This is a genomic window from Nonomuraea sp. NPDC050202 (assembly GCF_040656115.1).
GTDB lineage: Bacteria > Actinomycetota > Actinomycetes > Streptosporangiales > Streptosporangiaceae > Nonomuraea.
Genome location: NZ_JBFALF010000040.1, coordinates 83,033 through 97,640, shown reverse-complemented (window position 1 = coordinate 97,640; position 14,608 = coordinate 83,033). Strand labels below are relative to the sequence as shown.

The 14,608-nt window shown below is 73.5% G+C and carries 9 protein-coding genes; 6 read left to right on the top strand and 3 right to left on the bottom strand.

Annotation, left to right across the window (positions count from 1 at the left end; all coding sequences use genetic code 11):
- Positions 1 to 90: 90 nt before the first annotated feature.
- Positions 91 to 3,927, bottom strand: a complete 3,837-nt coding sequence (locus tag AB0I79_RS53020; RefSeq protein WP_357891446.1) for a helix-turn-helix domain-containing protein — start codon at positions 3,925 to 3,927, stop codon at positions 91 to 93.
- A 256-nt stretch (positions 3,928 to 4,183) separates the two neighbouring features.
- Between AB0I79_RS53020 and AB0I79_RS53015 the strand changes: the two genes are divergently transcribed.
- A complete protein-coding gene (locus tag AB0I79_RS53015; RefSeq protein ID WP_357891443.1) occupies positions 4,184 to 4,585 on the top strand; it encodes a hypothetical protein in 402 nt (133 codons plus the stop codon).
- 55 nt (positions 4,586 to 4,640) lie between these two features.
- Entirely contained in the window at positions 4,641 to 7,340 is a 2,700-nt protein-coding gene (locus AB0I79_RS53010) for a hypothetical protein (RefSeq protein WP_357891440.1), read from the top strand.
- Between the two features lie 183 nt (positions 7,341 to 7,523).
- On the opposite strand, the gene AB0I79_RS53005 is transcribed toward AB0I79_RS53010, so the two are convergent.
- Positions 7,524 to 8,420, bottom strand: a complete 897-nt coding sequence (locus AB0I79_RS53005) for an aminoglycoside phosphotransferase family protein (RefSeq protein ID WP_357891437.1) — start codon at positions 8,418 to 8,420, stop codon at positions 7,524 to 7,526.
- Positions 8,421 to 8,649: 229 nt separating this feature from the next.
- Positions 8,650 to 9,093 carry a hypothetical protein gene (locus tag AB0I79_RS53000; RefSeq protein ID WP_357891434.1) on the bottom strand — a complete coding sequence of 148 codons (444 nt, stop codon included), beginning with the start codon at positions 9,091 to 9,093 and terminating at the stop codon, positions 8,650 to 8,652.
- On the opposite strand from AB0I79_RS53000, the gene AB0I79_RS52995 reads away from it, so the two are divergent.
- The 4 genes from AB0I79_RS52995 to AB0I79_RS52980 all read left to right on the top strand — a co-directional run bounded on the left by AB0I79_RS52995 (position 9,062) and on the right by AB0I79_RS52980 (position 14,446).
- A complete protein-coding gene (locus AB0I79_RS52995) occupies positions 9,062 to 9,703 on the top strand; it encodes a CU044_5270 family protein (RefSeq protein ID WP_357891452.1) in 642 nt (213 codons plus the stop codon). The two genes, AB0I79_RS53000 and AB0I79_RS52995, sit on opposite strands and share 32 nt — an antisense overlap.
- A gap of 294 nt (positions 9,704 to 9,997) precedes the next feature.
- Complete coding sequence (locus tag AB0I79_RS52990) at positions 9,998 to 12,967, top strand: acyltransferase domain-containing protein (RefSeq protein ID WP_357891431.1); 2,970 nt, start codon at positions 9,998 to 10,000, stop codon at positions 12,965 to 12,967.
- 52 nt (positions 12,968 to 13,019) lie between these two features.
- Positions 13,020 to 13,640, top strand: a complete 621-nt coding sequence (locus AB0I79_RS52985) for a TetR/AcrR family transcriptional regulator (RefSeq protein ID WP_357891428.1) — start codon at positions 13,020 to 13,022, stop codon at positions 13,638 to 13,640.
- Between the two features lie 62 nt (positions 13,641 to 13,702).
- Entirely contained in the window at positions 13,703 to 14,446 is a 744-nt protein-coding gene (locus tag AB0I79_RS52980) for a response regulator transcription factor (protein WP_357891425.1), read from the top strand.
- Positions 14,447 to 14,608 lie beyond the last annotated feature (162 nt).

Genomic DNA, 14,608 nt, shown 5'->3' with positions numbered 1-14,608 from the left:
AGTGAGAAAGGCCTCCGCTGGGGCGGTCGACCACTCACACCGGCAGCCTGAACCCCTCACCCAACCCGGTGATCGTTTCCGGTCACAGCACTAGCAGGGCGGCCGGTACGCCGGGCCGGGCAGGTAGCGATGCCACTCCGCCCGCGTGATCGCGGGGAACGCCAGCGCGCAGACGTCCCGAGCGGCCCGGCCAGGGTCGGTGCCCCACAGCCGGACCGTGGAGTCCTCGCCGCCGGTGGCCAGCACCGCCCCGCCGGGCGCGAAGGCCACCGCGTTGACCGTGCCTGTGTGGCCGGTGAGCGCGGCCGAGGCGATCGGCCGGGACGGGTCGGCCACGTCCCACAGCCGGGCCGTGCCGTCGCCGCTGCCGGTCGCCAGCACGCGCCCGCCCGCCTGGAACGCGACCCCGGTCACGCCGTCGGTGTGCGCGCCGAGCGTCGCCTCCGGCGCCGGGCGGGAGGGGTCGGCCACCCGCCACAGCCGGGCGGCGCGGTCGGCGCCGCCGGAGGCCAGGACGCGCCCGTCGTCGCGGAAGCCCAGCGACAGCACCCCCTTGTCGTGCGCGCGCACGGTGGCGAGCGGGCGTGGGCGCCCCTGGTCGGCCACGTCCCACAGCCGCACCGTACGGTCGCCGCCGCCCGAGGCGAGCACCCGGCCGAGCGGGGCGAACGCCAGCGCGTTGACGGCGTCGACGTGCCCGGTGGCGCGGGTGAGCAGGCGGGGGCGGGCCGGGTCGGCGATGTCCCACAGGCCGATGTCGAACTTCTCGCCCGCGACGGCGAGGGTGCGCCCGTCGGGGGCGAGCGCCAGGGCGAACACGTTGCCGGTCCCGGCGTCCCACCGCTTCATGAGCCGGGGCCGGGCGGGATCGCGCACGTCCCACAGGGCTACGGTGAAGTCGAGGCTCCCGGTGGCCATGAGCTGCCCGTCGCGGGAGAAGGCGATCGCCGTGACGGAGTTCGGCTGGGCGGTCAGGACGGCGAGCGGGCGGGGCCGGCCCGTCCCGGACACCTCCCACAGCCTGGTCTTCCGGTAGCTGCCGGTGGCCAGGACACGACCGTCGGGGCGGTAGGCGAGCGCCGCCACGTCGCCGCTCTGGCCGGCCAGGATCGGGCGGCGCAGATCCCACAGCCGTACGGCGTCGTCCCCGCCGCCGGTGGCCAGGGACGCCCCGTCGGGGTGGAAGGCGACCGTGTAGACGGTGCCGGAGTGCCCGCTCAGCACGGCCGGGTCGCGGTCGTCCGCGTCGTTCGGGGCGGAGACGTCCCACAAACGGACGGTGCGGTCGTAGCCGCCGGTGGCCAGCGTGCGCCCGTCGGGGCCGAACGCGATCGCGACGACGCCGTTGTCGTGCCCGGTCAGCGTGGCGAGGTGGCGGACGTGCCGCGGGTCGCCGAAGTCCCACAGGCGCACGGTGTTGTCGAACGCGCCGGTCGCCAGCAGCCGCCCGTCGCGGCTGATCGCGGCGGCCAGCACGTTGCCGGTGTGGCCGGTCAGATCGGGCAGGCGGCGCGGGCGCCGCGGGTCGGCGACGTCCCAGACGGACACCCGCTCGGAGAAGGCGGTGACGACCAGGGTGCGGCCGTCCGGGCCGAAGGTCACCGCCGACAAGGGAGCGGGGCCGGCGTCCAGCGTCGCCAGCGGGCTGGGGCGGTGCGGGTCGGTGACGTCCCACAGCCGCGCCGTGCGGTCGTAGCTCACGGTCGCCGCGGTCCGGCCTCCGGGGGCGAAGGCCACGCCGATGATGCCCTCCGTGTGCCCGGACAGGGTCGCGACCCGCTCCGGGCCGCCGGGCGCGGTCATGTCCCACAGCCGCGCCGTCTCGTCGTTGCCGCCCGTGATGAGCGTACGGCCGTCGGGGCCGAACGCCGCCGCGGCGATGCCGGACGGGTCGCCGGTCACCGTGGCCGTCGCGGCCGGGCGGAGCCGGTCGGCGACGTCCCACAGCCGCAGCGTGCCGTCCAGGCTCACGCTGGCCAGGCGCCGCCCGTCGGGGGTGAACTCCGCCGCGTAGACGGCGTCGGTGTGCGCGCCGAGCACCGTGGCGTACGGGCTGCCGAGCGCGCTGAGCAGGGCGCCGCGGGATTCCGGGGTCGGTGTGACCTGGTGGGCGGCGAGGGCGAGCTGCGCGGCCAGCGCCGGGTTGCCGGCCCGCAGCGCGACGGCGTCGTCGGCCGCCTTGCCCGACAGCGCCGTGTCGCGCTGCCTGCCCGCCTCCAGTTGCTGGCGCACCGCGATCACGACGGCGGTGCCGCTCAGCACCAGCAGCACGGCCAGGACGGCGGCCAGCAGGCGCAGGCGGCGGGTCCGGCGATGCCGGGCGTCCGCCTCGGCGTGCTCCTGGGCGAGTGAGGCGTCCAGGAACTCGCGGGCCAGGCGGCCGGGCGCGGTGTGGCCGCCCACCCGCCCCGCCCATTCGCGGGCGACGGCCAGGCGGGTGCCCTGGTACAGGAAGTCCTTCGTGCGGCCGGCCCTGTCCCAGGTGGAGGCGGCGGCGGCGAGGTCGCGGCCGATGGCCAGGCCGGCCTGGTCCTGCTCCAGCCACGAACGCAGCTCGGGCCAAGCGGACAGCAGCGCCTCGTGGCTGATGCGCACGCTCTCCTTGTCGGCCGTGATCAGGCGTTCGGCGACGAAACGGCCGAGCACCTCCTCGACCTCGGTGACTCGCACGCCTTCGCCGCCGTCCGGGCCAGACGTGCCGTCGCTGTCACCGTCACCTTCGCCGTCCGGGCCGGGGAGCAGCTCGGCGAGCAGCTCGGGAAGCGGGAGGCGGCGGCGGGTGATCGCCGTGTCGGGCGCGATGTGGGCCAGGGTGAGGAACAGCCGCCGAGCCAGGGCCTGCTGCGGCCCGGTCAGCGACTCGTAGACCCGGCCGGCGGTCTCCGCCACGGCGCCGTCGATGCCGCCGGCCTCCCGGTAGGCGGCGATGCTGAGCCTGCGTCCCTGGCTCTTGCGCCAGGTGGACCACAGGGCGTGGGAGATCAGCGGGAGGGTGCCGGCCTCGTGCGCCTCGCCGTTGCCGCCGCCGCGTGGCGCGACCTCGCGCAGCACCAGCTCGACCAGGCCCTTCTCCAGCTCGACGCCGGCCTTGAGCGCCGGCTTCTCGATGGCGTCGCGTAGTTCGCGCTCGTTCATCGGGCCGATCGCGATCTGCCTGTCCTGCAGCGCGGCCAGGAGCCCCGGGTGGTGCAGCGCGTGGGCGTAGAAGTCGGCGCGCAGGCCGAGCACCACCGGGCCGGTGGCGGCGGCCGCGCAGACCGCGTCGATGAACCGGCGCCGCTCCCCGTCGTCCTCGCAGAGGGTGAAGACCTCCTCGAAGGCGTCCACGATCAGTACGGCAGGGCGGGGGTCGGCCGTGGAGGTGCGTGCGGCGAGGGCGTCGAGCGGGCGGGCGCCGGGGGTGAACGTCTCGACCCGGCGGGCCGGGCCGGCGAGCCGGGCCGCCACGCCCGCTTCGAGGAGCGAGGACTTGCCCGAGCCTGAGGCGCCGACCACGACCAGGAGCCCGTCGGGCGCGGGCGATCGGGTCAGCTCGGCGACGAGCCGCGCGGTCACGGCCTCGCGCCCGAAGAACCACTCGGCGTGCTCGCGTCCGAAGCCGTTCAGTCCCCGGTACGGCTCCGGGCCTGCGGGACGGGGGCCGGGCTGGCGGCGCACCCGCCGCCAGGCCGCCAGCCATTGCTCTACTTCCGCGTCGTCGGTGACTCCGCACGCACGCAGCACCTTGACGAGCAGCTCGCGCGAGGAGGTGGCGGGCAGGCCGCGGCCCGCGAGCCAGTCGCCGATGGTGCCGCTCTGCCCGCCGACGGCCGCGGCGAGAGCGCGCACGGAGATTCCGGCGCGTTCGCGCAGGCGGCTGAGCGCCGCGGCGAACTCCTCGCGGGTCGTGATGAGGGCGGGGACGTCGTCGGGGGACTGCTGCTGCATCGAGCGTCTCCTGAGGTCCTTTTCGGGGGGTGAAGCCGAAGCCCATGCTAAAGGGCCCTGTACGGAGTTGTACGGGTAATTCATCGCCACCGCACCCAACGCCGGACGCGATGTTGAATGTCGGCATGAAGGCGGGGGACGGTGCTTCCGCCCGGAGAATAGGGGCGCGGACAGAAGACGACCGTCCCCGCTTTTCCGGAAATGTCCACATAAGCGGATATTGGCCGCTTGGAATAGCACGAAGAAGGGGGTGGCGATGGACCTGGAGCTGCTGACCCTCGCCGGGGCGACGGCGCAGGCCCTCGTACAGGCGATGGTCTCGGACGGCTGGACGAGCGCGCGGGCCCGGATCGCCCGGGTCGTCGGCGGCGGCGACCCGGAGCGCGTGGCGGCGGAGGAGACCGCTTTGGAACGATCCGGCCAGGCGCTGCGCGACAGCGAGATACCCGCGTCCGTCCTGGCGGGCCACTGGCAGGGGCGGATCGCCGAGCTGCTGACGAGGCGTCCGGACTGCACGGGCGAGATCGAGGGCCTGCTCCGCGAGCTGCGGGCCGCCGCCACGGGCACGACGAACGTGCGCGTCGACGGGCACAACAACGGCAATCTGATCATCGGCGATCACAACATCGCCCGCATTCACCGATCGGAGACACGATGACGCCGCCGGGCCGTCCGGCCGCCGTACGGAAATCGTCCGGAGAATGGGAGGAAGAGTGTCAGAGGCCGTCCACATGAACATCAACGGTGACAATAACGGAAACGTACTCGTCGGTGACAACAACGTCGTTCATTACACCGACGGGCGTACGTTCGTCACCGCGCGCGAGGGCGGCCCGGTCCCGGTGCGCAAGCGGGAGCATCCCGACCCCCGCTTCCTGCCGGAGAGCGCGGGAAACCTGATCGGCCGCGACCGCGACCTGGCGCGCATCCGCGGCTGGCTCGCCGAGCGCGGCGCCCCCGTCCTGGTTTACGGGCCGCCGGGCATCGGCAAGTCGGCCGTGCTGAGCAGGATCGCCCGCGACGCGGCGGACGCCGGTGAGGACGTCGTGTACCTGTCGGCCGCCGGGCTGGAGACCGAGGACATCGTCCAGGAGCTGTTCGAGGCCTGCTACGAAAGCCCCGGGTATCTGCCGCCGCCCAAGCGGTTGCGGCAGCTCATGGGCAAGGTACGGGCGCTCGTCGTGATCGACGGCTACGAGGGGTCGGCCGAGTCGCTGGAGCGGCTGCTCGACGCCACCCCCGGCGTCGGGCTGCTCCTCGCCTCGACGCAGCGGGTCCTGGGCGCGGAGGGCCACGTCCTGCCGCTCGGCGGGCTGGCGGAGGACGACGCCGTCACCCTGACCACCGCCGAGGTGGCCTCGGACCGGGCCACCACGCGGGGAGGTCCGGACCTGACCTGCGCCGAGGCGGCCTCGGCCCCGACCACCGCCGAGGCGGTCCCGGCTCCGGCCGGCGCCCTGAGCGGGGAGGAGCGCGCCGCCATCCGGGAGCTGTGCCGGGCCACGAACGGCCACCCGAGAACGCTCCTCCAGGCGGCCGCTCTGATGCGCGCGAACGGCGTGCTCCCCGTGGCGGCCGACCCCGACACCGCCGCCCGCGCCCTGGTGGCGTCGCTGGACGGCGACAGGTCCGCGGCGGCCCGCGCGCTGGCCGCGCTGCCCGGCGTGCCCGTCTCCGCACCGGTGCTGGCCGCGCTGGCCGCCCTCCCTTCCCCGGACGACGCCAAGGGGGCGCTCGCCGAGTTGCAGCGGCTGCGCCTCGCCGAGCCCTCCGGCCCCGGCCACGTCCTGGCGGACGGATCACCGGTCCGGTGCGGCAGGCGGGACGCGGCCGGTTACGCCACCCGGCTCACCGCCTGGGTCGGCTCCGCGGCCCGCGCCGAGGTGGCGGCGAACGCCGCCGTCATCGTCGCCGTGCTGCGGGCGGCGGTGCGCGAGGAGGCGCACGACCCCGCGCGGGCCCTGGCCAGGGCCGCGGCGCCGTTGCTCGGCCGCTCTCTGCGCTGGGGCGCCTGGGGCCAGGCCCTCGCCCTCGGCCTGACGGCGGCGGCGAACGCGGGCGCGGCCGACGACGTGGCCTACTTCGAGAGCGAGGAGAAGGTACGCAAGCGCGCCCTCGGCCTGCTCATGGGCCTGGGCGGGGGCGGGCTGGGCGCCGCGGGGGCGCTGGCGTTCCTGGGCAAGGGAGGATCCTTCTTCAGCGCGCCGACGCTGGCGATCGCGGTCACCACCACCGTGGTGATAACCGCAGCCGCCGCCATCGGCGTGCACCTGGCCGGCCCCAGCGCCGCGGAGCAGCCGGCAACGGTCACCACCCCCGTCGCCACCCGCCCGCTGGCCGGCGCCGTCGATCCGCCGGCTGGGACCGGCCGCCGCGCCTCGCCCGACACGGGCCCGGGCACCATCCGCCGTACCCCGCCGGACACAGGACCGGGCACGGGGCCGGACACAGGACCGGACACCGTCCGGCGGCCCCCGCCCGACACGGGGGAGAACACGGCGCGGGACCGGGGCCGCGACCCCGTCACACCGCGCCCCGCGACCCCTCGGCTGACCCTCTCGGACGCCACCATCGAGAGCGGCGGCTCGACCGACGCGCGCGCCACGAATTTCGAGCCCGGCGAGCAGATCACGTTCTCCTGGTCGGGACCGGGCGGCAGCGGCGATCTCGGCACCCGCACCGCCGACACCAGAGGCGCCGCGGTGCTGCCCGGCGCCGTCCCCGCGGGCGCCGCGGCCGGCGCCTACACGATCGCAGCCCAGGGCAGGAGCCCCGAACGGCGTGCCGAGGCCGCGCTCACCGTCCGGGAGCGCCCCGCGCCCGAGATCAGGCTCTCCCGCGTGCCGTCGTCGGTGGAGGCAGAGGCGTCGTTCGAGGTGGCCGCCACGGGGTTCGACGCGGGCGAGACCGTGCGGCTGACGCTCGGCGACACCCTCGTCGCCACGGCCACCGCAGGCGGGAACGGCCAGGTGACACTGCGCGGCGACGCGCCCGCCGAGCCGGCTGCGTACCGTCTGACCGTCACGGGCCGGGACGCCGGCCGCTCCGCCGGCACCCAGTTGACCGTCACCCCGAAGCCGGCCCCCGACCTGTCCGGCCGCTGGGGCGGATACCTGAACTTCCAGGACCTGGGCGACGGCTTCTACGAGGGCACCAGATACGGGGCCGACTGGGTGGAGCCCAACAGCGGCTGCACCTATCCGACCGGGAGCGCGGAGGTGCACCTGTCCGGGCAGGGGCCCACCTACGAGGGCGAGATCCGCTGGATCTACGGCTCCGGCGGCCAGAACTGCGATTTCGAGTGGGGTGCGGCCACCTTCACGCTCAGCGCGGACGGCAACAGTCTGGAGGTGCGTTCACAGGACCCGCGCGATCCCGGCAACACGATGTCGCGGACGTTGCAGCGCAACTGAGCGCGGCGGTGTGAACGGGCGACGTTGAGCAACTGACGTCAGCCTCGCCGCCACCGATGCCAAGATCAGCCAGATGGACGCCGGGGAGCGACGAAAGGACTCGCCGGTGTTCATCGGCATGCCACCGATCGGCCAGCTCGTAGTTCGGCAAGCTGCGAACCGGGACAAGATGGGCTGACTACATCAAACGCCCTTCAGAACACGATCAAGTGCCGCCCGGCCCGCAGGTCCCCAGTGCGGCTTGCCGCCGGGAAGGCCCCGATCCCCGTTCTGCCCCATGAGCATCAGGAAGAGGCTCTTCATGGCGGCCAGCCCGCGGGCGCGCCTGATCGCCGCCTCGTCCGCGTGCGCGTACGCGTCGAAGAACCGCGCGGCCGTGCCCGCGGGGAGCAGCACCCACGCGGCGGCGAGGTCCCACGCGGGATCGCCGGCGAACAAGGCACCGAAGTCGATCACGCCCGAGAGCGTTCCGTCCGAGACGACGACGTTCGCGGGATGGAGGTCACCGTGCACCCACACCGGCGGGCCCTCCCACTCGGGGGCCGCGACGGCATCGGCCCAGACGGCCCGGACGGCCCGGACATCGCCGACGGCGTCGGGGTCGATGGCCTGCAGGAACTGCTCGAAGCCGCCCGTGCACCCCTTGGGGTGAGCGCCGAAGTCCGAACTGGCCGGGGCCTCGGCGGGCGCCTTCACATGGAGCGCCCTGAGGAAGCCCGCCAGCGTGTCGGCCGCGTGAGCGGCGCGGCTGATCGAGCCGTGGTCCAGCGGCTCGCCGGGAACCCACGTCATCACGGTCCAGTGCTTGGGGAAGCGCTCGGACGGTTCGCCGAACCGCACCGGGGCCGGCACCGGGAGTGGCAGGCGCGGCGCCAGCACGGGTAGCCACCGCCGCTCCTTGAGCTGGAGCTCCGGGGTGGGGTCCATGCGTTGCATGCGCACGGCCAACTCGTCCCCGAGGCGCCACATGTGGTTGCCCCAGCCGCCCGCCACCTCGCGGATGGCCAGCCCTGCAAGGTCCGGATGTTGCTCCTGCAGCAGGTCACGGACCAGCTCTGCGGTGATCTCGATCTCGGTCATGCGAAGTCACAGTACTGAGGCGGCAGGCGGGGTGGCTCTCGCTCTCCGGAACATCTCGCTGTGATGCCTCTGGCGTCACTGATTGCGTGTTGAAGACGGGACCGCGCGGGTGCGGCCTTCGGACAGGCGAGGGAGCAGCGGCGCCGGCGTCCCAGTAGACGTCTCCAGCGCGAAGTCCCTGCCCGCGCCTGGCCATGGTGGCGGATCTTGGCGTGGGCGCCCTTGGTCTTCACCCGAGCTTGCCGGGGCGGTCGGCAGCGTCCCGTGAACTCGATTCCTGACTCGTGTGAAAGACGGGCGACACTACTTCTTCCTTGAAAAGGCCCAACCACATGCCGTTCAGTACGACCCTGTCCGACGCCGACCTGATCGAACGATCGTGGCGAGACCCCGAGGATTCGCCTTGCTGTTCGACAGGCACGCAGGACACATCCACCGTTATGTGGCCCGCCGGCTCGGCGACGACACGGCCGACGACGTCGTCGCCGAAGCCCGCACGAAGCGCCGGCCCCGGATCCGGATGCGGCCGGTCGGCCTGCGGCGTCTGGTGCTGGCGGGCGGCCTGGTCGCGGCGATGACCGCAGGAGTGATCGCCGTCCAGACGTTCAACCCCTTCCGCGCCCGCGAGCGCCGCCGAGGTCCTGAGGCCGGCGGCCGACGCCGCGACCGCCACCCCGTGGCCGCAACCCCGCGACGACCAGTACCTCCACTACGAGCGGATCGCGGAGACACGCAGCGAGAACGGGGTTTCCAACGTCGGTCCGCGCCACATCACGGGCGAGGTCTGGCAGTCCGTCGACGGCTCCCGCCCAGGACTCCTCTGGCACAAGCCGTCGAAATCCAGGCCACAAGACCGCGAGTACAAGGAACTCCTGACCCGGTGCCCCGAATGCGGCGCGGGGCACCCCGCCTACGCCGGCCTCCGAGAGTGGCCGACCGACCAGGAGCAGCTCCGGCACAAGCTGGCCGAACGCGGGAACCGGAGGATCGCAGGGAAGGACGCCGCGACCCAGACCTGGAACGGCGTCGTCAGCGTCCTCGGCAGCCCGGTCCCGCCCAAGCTGCAGGCGGCCATCTTCAAGATCGCCGCAACCCTGCCGGGCATCGAGACGGAAGAGCTCAAGGACGCCACCGGCAAATCGGGCATCGCCGTGACCCGGGTGGACAACCGAGGCCCCGGGGGCGCCATCTTCGCGGCGACGGAGGCAGTAGCTGATCCTCGGGGGTTCGGGAGTGGATCGATCACCGCGACGCTTCTGCGTCGGATGGACATTTTCCCCTGAACTTCGCGGGCTCCTGTTGCACAAAGGCGTGCTTCGTCCCGGCATCCGTTCCGGTCACCCGAGATCGGCCCGCGGCGCTACCGATTTCGGGGCGGGCGGGCGTGCGGTGCCGGGCATGAGGTGCGCGCGAGAGGGAAGGCGAGCAGGACGCCCGGCTCTCTCGATCGGCTTTCGGTCCTTACTTGGGCTTGGGTACAGAAGGTCTTAACGGCGATGAAGTGCAGAAACCCTGGTCATAAAAGTTGGATTCGAGTTTACTTTTAGTCCCGAGACCAACCAGAGATAGGGTAGATCATGAACCGGCGCAATCTGCGACAAGAGAGCCCGGCCGAGATCGCGATCATCGGGATCGCCTGCCGGTATCCAGGCATCCACGGCCCCGGGCAGTTCTGGCGCTCCCTCGTGGACGCCGACGACACGATCGGCGACGGCACGCCCCTGCCCGGGCGGCGCACCGGCCCGCAGGGCGGGCGGCTCGACGCCATCGACGAGTTCGACGCGGCCTTCTTCGACATGTCCCCGCGCGAGGCCCAGCAGGCCGACCCGCAGCTCCGGCTCTTCCTGGAGACCGCTTGGGAGGCCATCGAGGACGCCGGCGTCCTCCCGGAGCGGCTCGCGGGCAGCCGCACCGGCGTGTTCGTCGGGCAGGCCACCTCCAATTACTGGGAGCTGCTCTGCCGCAGCACCGATCCCGACATCTACAGCCTGGTGGGCAGCGAGTTCCGGGCGTCGCTGCCCGGGCGGGCCTCCTTCCACCTCGACCTGCGCGGGCCGAGCATGTCCGTGGACACGGCCTGCTCGGCGTCCCTGGCCGCCGTTCACCTCGCCTGCCAGAGCATCCGGGCGGGCGAGTCCGTGCTGGCCCTGGCCGGCGGGGTCAACCTGGCGCTGCTGCCGTACGAGGAGGACGCCTTCTCCGACGCCGGCATGCTGGCCTCCGACCGGCGCTGCAAGTTCGGCGACGCGGGGGCCGACGGGTTCGTCCGGTCCGAGGGCGTCGGCGTGGTCGTGCTCAAGCCGCTGGCGGACGCGGAAGCCGACGGCGACCGGGTGTACGCCGTCGTCCGCGGCAGCTCCGCCACCAACGACGGGCGCAGCAACGGCCTGCTCATGACGCCCAGCCAGGTCGGCCAGGAGCAGATGCTACGCCACGCCCTGGACGACGCCGGCGTGCGGCCGGAGCAGGTCGACTACGTCGAGGCGCACGGGACGGGCACGCCTGTCGGCGACCAGGTGGAGCTGACCGCCCTCGGCAACGTCCTCGGCGCGGCCCGCCCGCCCGGCCGGCCCTGCCTCGTGGGCTCGGTCAAGTCGAACATCGGCCACACCGAGGCCGCCGCCGGGGTCGCCGGGCTGATCAAGGCCGCCCTGTGCCTGCACCACCGGGTCGTGCCGCCCACGCTGCACGTGCGCGAGCCGAACCCGTCGCTCGCCTGGAACTCCTCGGCGCTCGAACTGCCCACCCGGACCCGGCCGCTGACGGGCGGCGCGCCACGGGTGGCGGGGGTCAGCTCGTTCGGGATCACCGGCACGAACGTGCACGTGGTGCTGGCGGAGCACGTGCCGGACGAGCAGGCGGGAGCCGGCGAGCCGGCACCCGCGCCCGTGGGCGGGCGCCATCTGCTGGCCCTGTCGGCGCGCTCGCCCGAGACCCTCCGGGCCGCCGCCTCGCGGGCCGCCGACTTCCTGTTACCTGGTGGCATCGGGCGCGGCCTCGCCCTCACCGACATCTGCTACACTGCGGCCCGGCGCCGCAAACACCACGAGCACCGCCTGGTGGCGACCGGCTCCACGCACGAGGACCTGGCCGCGGCCCTGCTCGCCCACGCCGAGGACGGCCCGGTCCACGCCGGGGACGCCGTCGCGGGCGAGGCGATGGCCGGGGAGCCGCCCCGCGTCGTCTACGTCTTCCCCGGCCAGGGCTCCCAGTGGACCGGCATGGCCCGCGACCTGCTGTCCGGTTCGCCGGTGTTCCGCGCGGCCCTGCGCGAGTGCTCCGACGCCGTGGCGGCGGAGCGGGGCTGGTCGGTGCTGGACCGGCTGTCCGGTGACGCGCCGCTCCCCGACCGCGCCCGGGACGTCCAGCCCATCCTGTGGGCCGTGCAGGTGGCGCTCGCCGCGCTGTGGCGCTCGGCAGGGGTCGAGCCCGCCCTGCTGATCGGCCACAGCATGGGCGAGGTGGCGGCGGCCTGCGTGGCGGGCAGCCTCAGCGTGCCGGACGCGGCAGCCGTCATCTGCCGCCGCAGCGCCCTGGCCGAACGGCTCAGCGGGCGCGGCGCGATGCTGACGACCGGCCTGACGCAGGAGGAGGCCGAGGGCGTGGTCGCCGGCTTCGCGGACCGGGTGGCCGTGGCCGCGCTCAACGGCCCGTCCAGCACGGTGCTGTCCGGGGACCGGGCGGCGCTGGCGGAGATCGCGGGCCGGCTCGACCGCGCGGGCGTGTTCCAGCGCGAGGTCGCGGTGGACTTCGCCTCGCACAGTCCGCAGGTGGACGAGCTGGCCGGGGACCTGGCTTGCGCCCTGGACGGCCTGCGCCCGATGGCGGGGGACGTGCCCGTGTGGTCCACGGTGCTGGACCGGCTAGCGGACGGCGGCTCGTTCGACGCCGCCTACTGGGTGCGCAACCTACGTGATCCGGTGCGCTTCGCGTCCGCGATCGAGCGGGTGGCCAAGGAGCGGCCGGCGGTGTTCGTGGAGATCAGCCCGCACCCGATCCTGGCGGGCGCGGTGCGGGACTGCCTGCGCCATCACGGGCTGTCCGGGACGGCGGTGCCCTCGCTGCGGCGCGGGCGGCCGTCGTGGGAGCAAGTGCTGGAGTCGCTGGCGGCCGTCCACGTGGCCGGGGGCGCGGTGGACTGGGCCCGGCTGTATCCGGCGGGGCGGCCGGTCGGCCTGCCGGGTTACCCGTGGCAGCACGAGAGCTTCTGGTTCGGCACGCCCGCCCATGCCCCGGCCGATCCCCCCGCCGCTCCCCCGGCCGCCCCTTCCCCGGCCGCTCCCTCCCAGGCGGCTCCTGAGGCGCCCGGTGAGCTGGCCGCGTGGGTGGTGGCGCAGATCGCGGGCGAGCTGTCCCTGCCCGCCGACCGGCTGGAGCCCCGCCGCTGCCTGTCCTCGGCCGGCCTGGACTCCCTGATGGCCGCCCGGCTGACCGCCCGCCTCCACGCGGCCACGGGGGGACGGATCACCCCCGGTCTGCTCCTGGGCGACCGGCCGCTCGGTGAGGTGCTGGCCACCATCGAGCTGTTGGCCAGGGAGGCCCGCTAGTGTAGACTCAAGTCTACGAATTTACTGCGGACCATCGAGGTGGACCCACGCGATGACACCTCATCACGGCACGGGCCGGCGCGAGCGCAACAGGGAGGCGATGCGGGCGCGGGTGTACGAGGCCGCCATCTCGCTCTTCGCCGAGAAGGGCTACGTCGCGACCTCCTTCGACGAGATCGCCGACAGGGCCGACGTCGCCCGCGCCACCGTCTTCAACTACTTCAAGCGCAAGGACGAGTTCCTGCTGGCCTGGGGCGACGAACGCCGCCGCCGGCTCGGGGCCATGCTGATCCAGGAGAGCTCGCGCGAGAGCGGCGTCCTCGACCAGCTCACCCGCTGCATGACCAGGCTCGGCGAGGTCACCACCGACGAGCGCCGGGTCACCAGCGAGCTGCTGCTGGCCTGGGTGCGCACGGGCGCCCCGGTGCTGGAGGAGCCCTACACCTCGTTCATCTTCGCGCAGATCATCACCGACGGCAAAGCGCGCGGGGAGGTGCGCCCCGACGTCGACGCGGTCGCCGTGGGCCACCTGCTGCGCGACACGTACCTCGGCACGCTCTACCGCTGGGTGGGCGAGGGACCGCCGCCGTTCTCGCTCGCGCGGTCGCTGACGTCGTCGCTGGGCCTCATCTTCGACGGCATACTCGCCCAGGGCGTCACACTCTCGCCCTAGACATGGTCTTGAGTCTCAAGTTAGACTTGAGTCTATAACTGTACCGCTGATGGGATGACACCATGAGCCTCAGCGAGCCGAACGACCGGGCAGCGCCCGGAGCACCGCGCCGCGTGAGGGGCGGCTGGTCCCCCGAGCCGCGACGCACGACGGAGGTCGAAGCCCTTATCGTCGACGCCCACCCCGCCTTCCGCGACGGCCTGCGCGTGGCCCTGGAGTCCGCCGGGATCGCCCGCGTCGTCGGGGAGACCTGTGACGGCATGAGCGCGGTGCACCTGGCCGCGGCCGTGCGACCCGACGTCGTCCTCATCGACGTCACGCTCGACGGCGGCTCCGGCATCGACGCCACCCGCCGCATGACCAGCGGGCCGCACGCGCCCCGCGTCCTGGTGATCTCCGCAGTGTGCGACGACGACGTCGTCATCGGGGCCCTGCGCGCCGGCGCCAAGGGGTTCATCGACAAGGCCGTCTCGCGCGAGGAGTTGCTGCACGGCATCCACCTGGTGGTGCACGGCGGCGCGGCCTTCAGCCCCCAGGTGGCCGACCGGCTGCCCGCCTACTTCTCGGCCCTGCAGGAGGTGCCCGGCCGGGTGGCCTTCCCCGAGCTCACCGACCGTGAGACGCAGATCCTCGAACTGCTCGCCAGCGGGTACGACAACCGCAGTATCTCGCGGCGCCTCGTCCTGGCCGAGAAGACGATCCGCAATCACATCACGCGGATTTTCACCAAATTGGACGCGCCCGACAGAATGACCGCCGCATTGCGCGCAAGAAACGCCGGGATCGGTTTGGAGCGCGTTTCCTGACCCCTTTTCCCGTGACCGGTTCCGGCCTCCGCCGGGACCGGTTCCACCTGTGCCTGGAGCGCATATTCGATAAGGGACTCAACAGGGACATCGCTCCCAAGAGTCCGGGACATCCGGCCGCCTAGTGTCGGAAACGTCGGCGCAGAAATTCCGATGTATGGG

What these genes read in the sequence shown, in the direction of transcription:
- AB0I79_RS52990 (WP_357891431.1), top strand. Translation starts at nt 9,998, where the DNA reads ATGAACCGGCGCAATCTGCGACAAGAGAGCCCGGCCGAGATCGCGATC.
- AB0I79_RS53005 (WP_357891437.1), bottom strand. Translation starts at nt 8,420, where the DNA reads ATGACCGAGATCGAGATCACCGCAGAGCTGGTCCGTGACCTGCTGCAG.
- AB0I79_RS52985 (WP_357891428.1), top strand. Translation starts at nt 13,020, where the DNA reads ATGACACCTCATCACGGCACGGGCCGGCGCGAGCGCAACAGGGAGGCG.
- AB0I79_RS52980 (WP_357891425.1), top strand. Translation starts at nt 13,703, where the DNA reads ATGAGCCTCAGCGAGCCGAACGACCGGGCAGCGCCCGGAGCACCGCGC.
- AB0I79_RS53020 (WP_357891446.1), bottom strand. Translation starts at nt 3,927, where the DNA reads ATGCAGCAGCAGTCCCCCGACGACGTCCCCGCCCTCATCACGACCCGC.
- AB0I79_RS53015 (WP_357891443.1), top strand. Translation starts at nt 4,184, where the DNA reads ATGGACCTGGAGCTGCTGACCCTCGCCGGGGCGACGGCGCAGGCCCTC.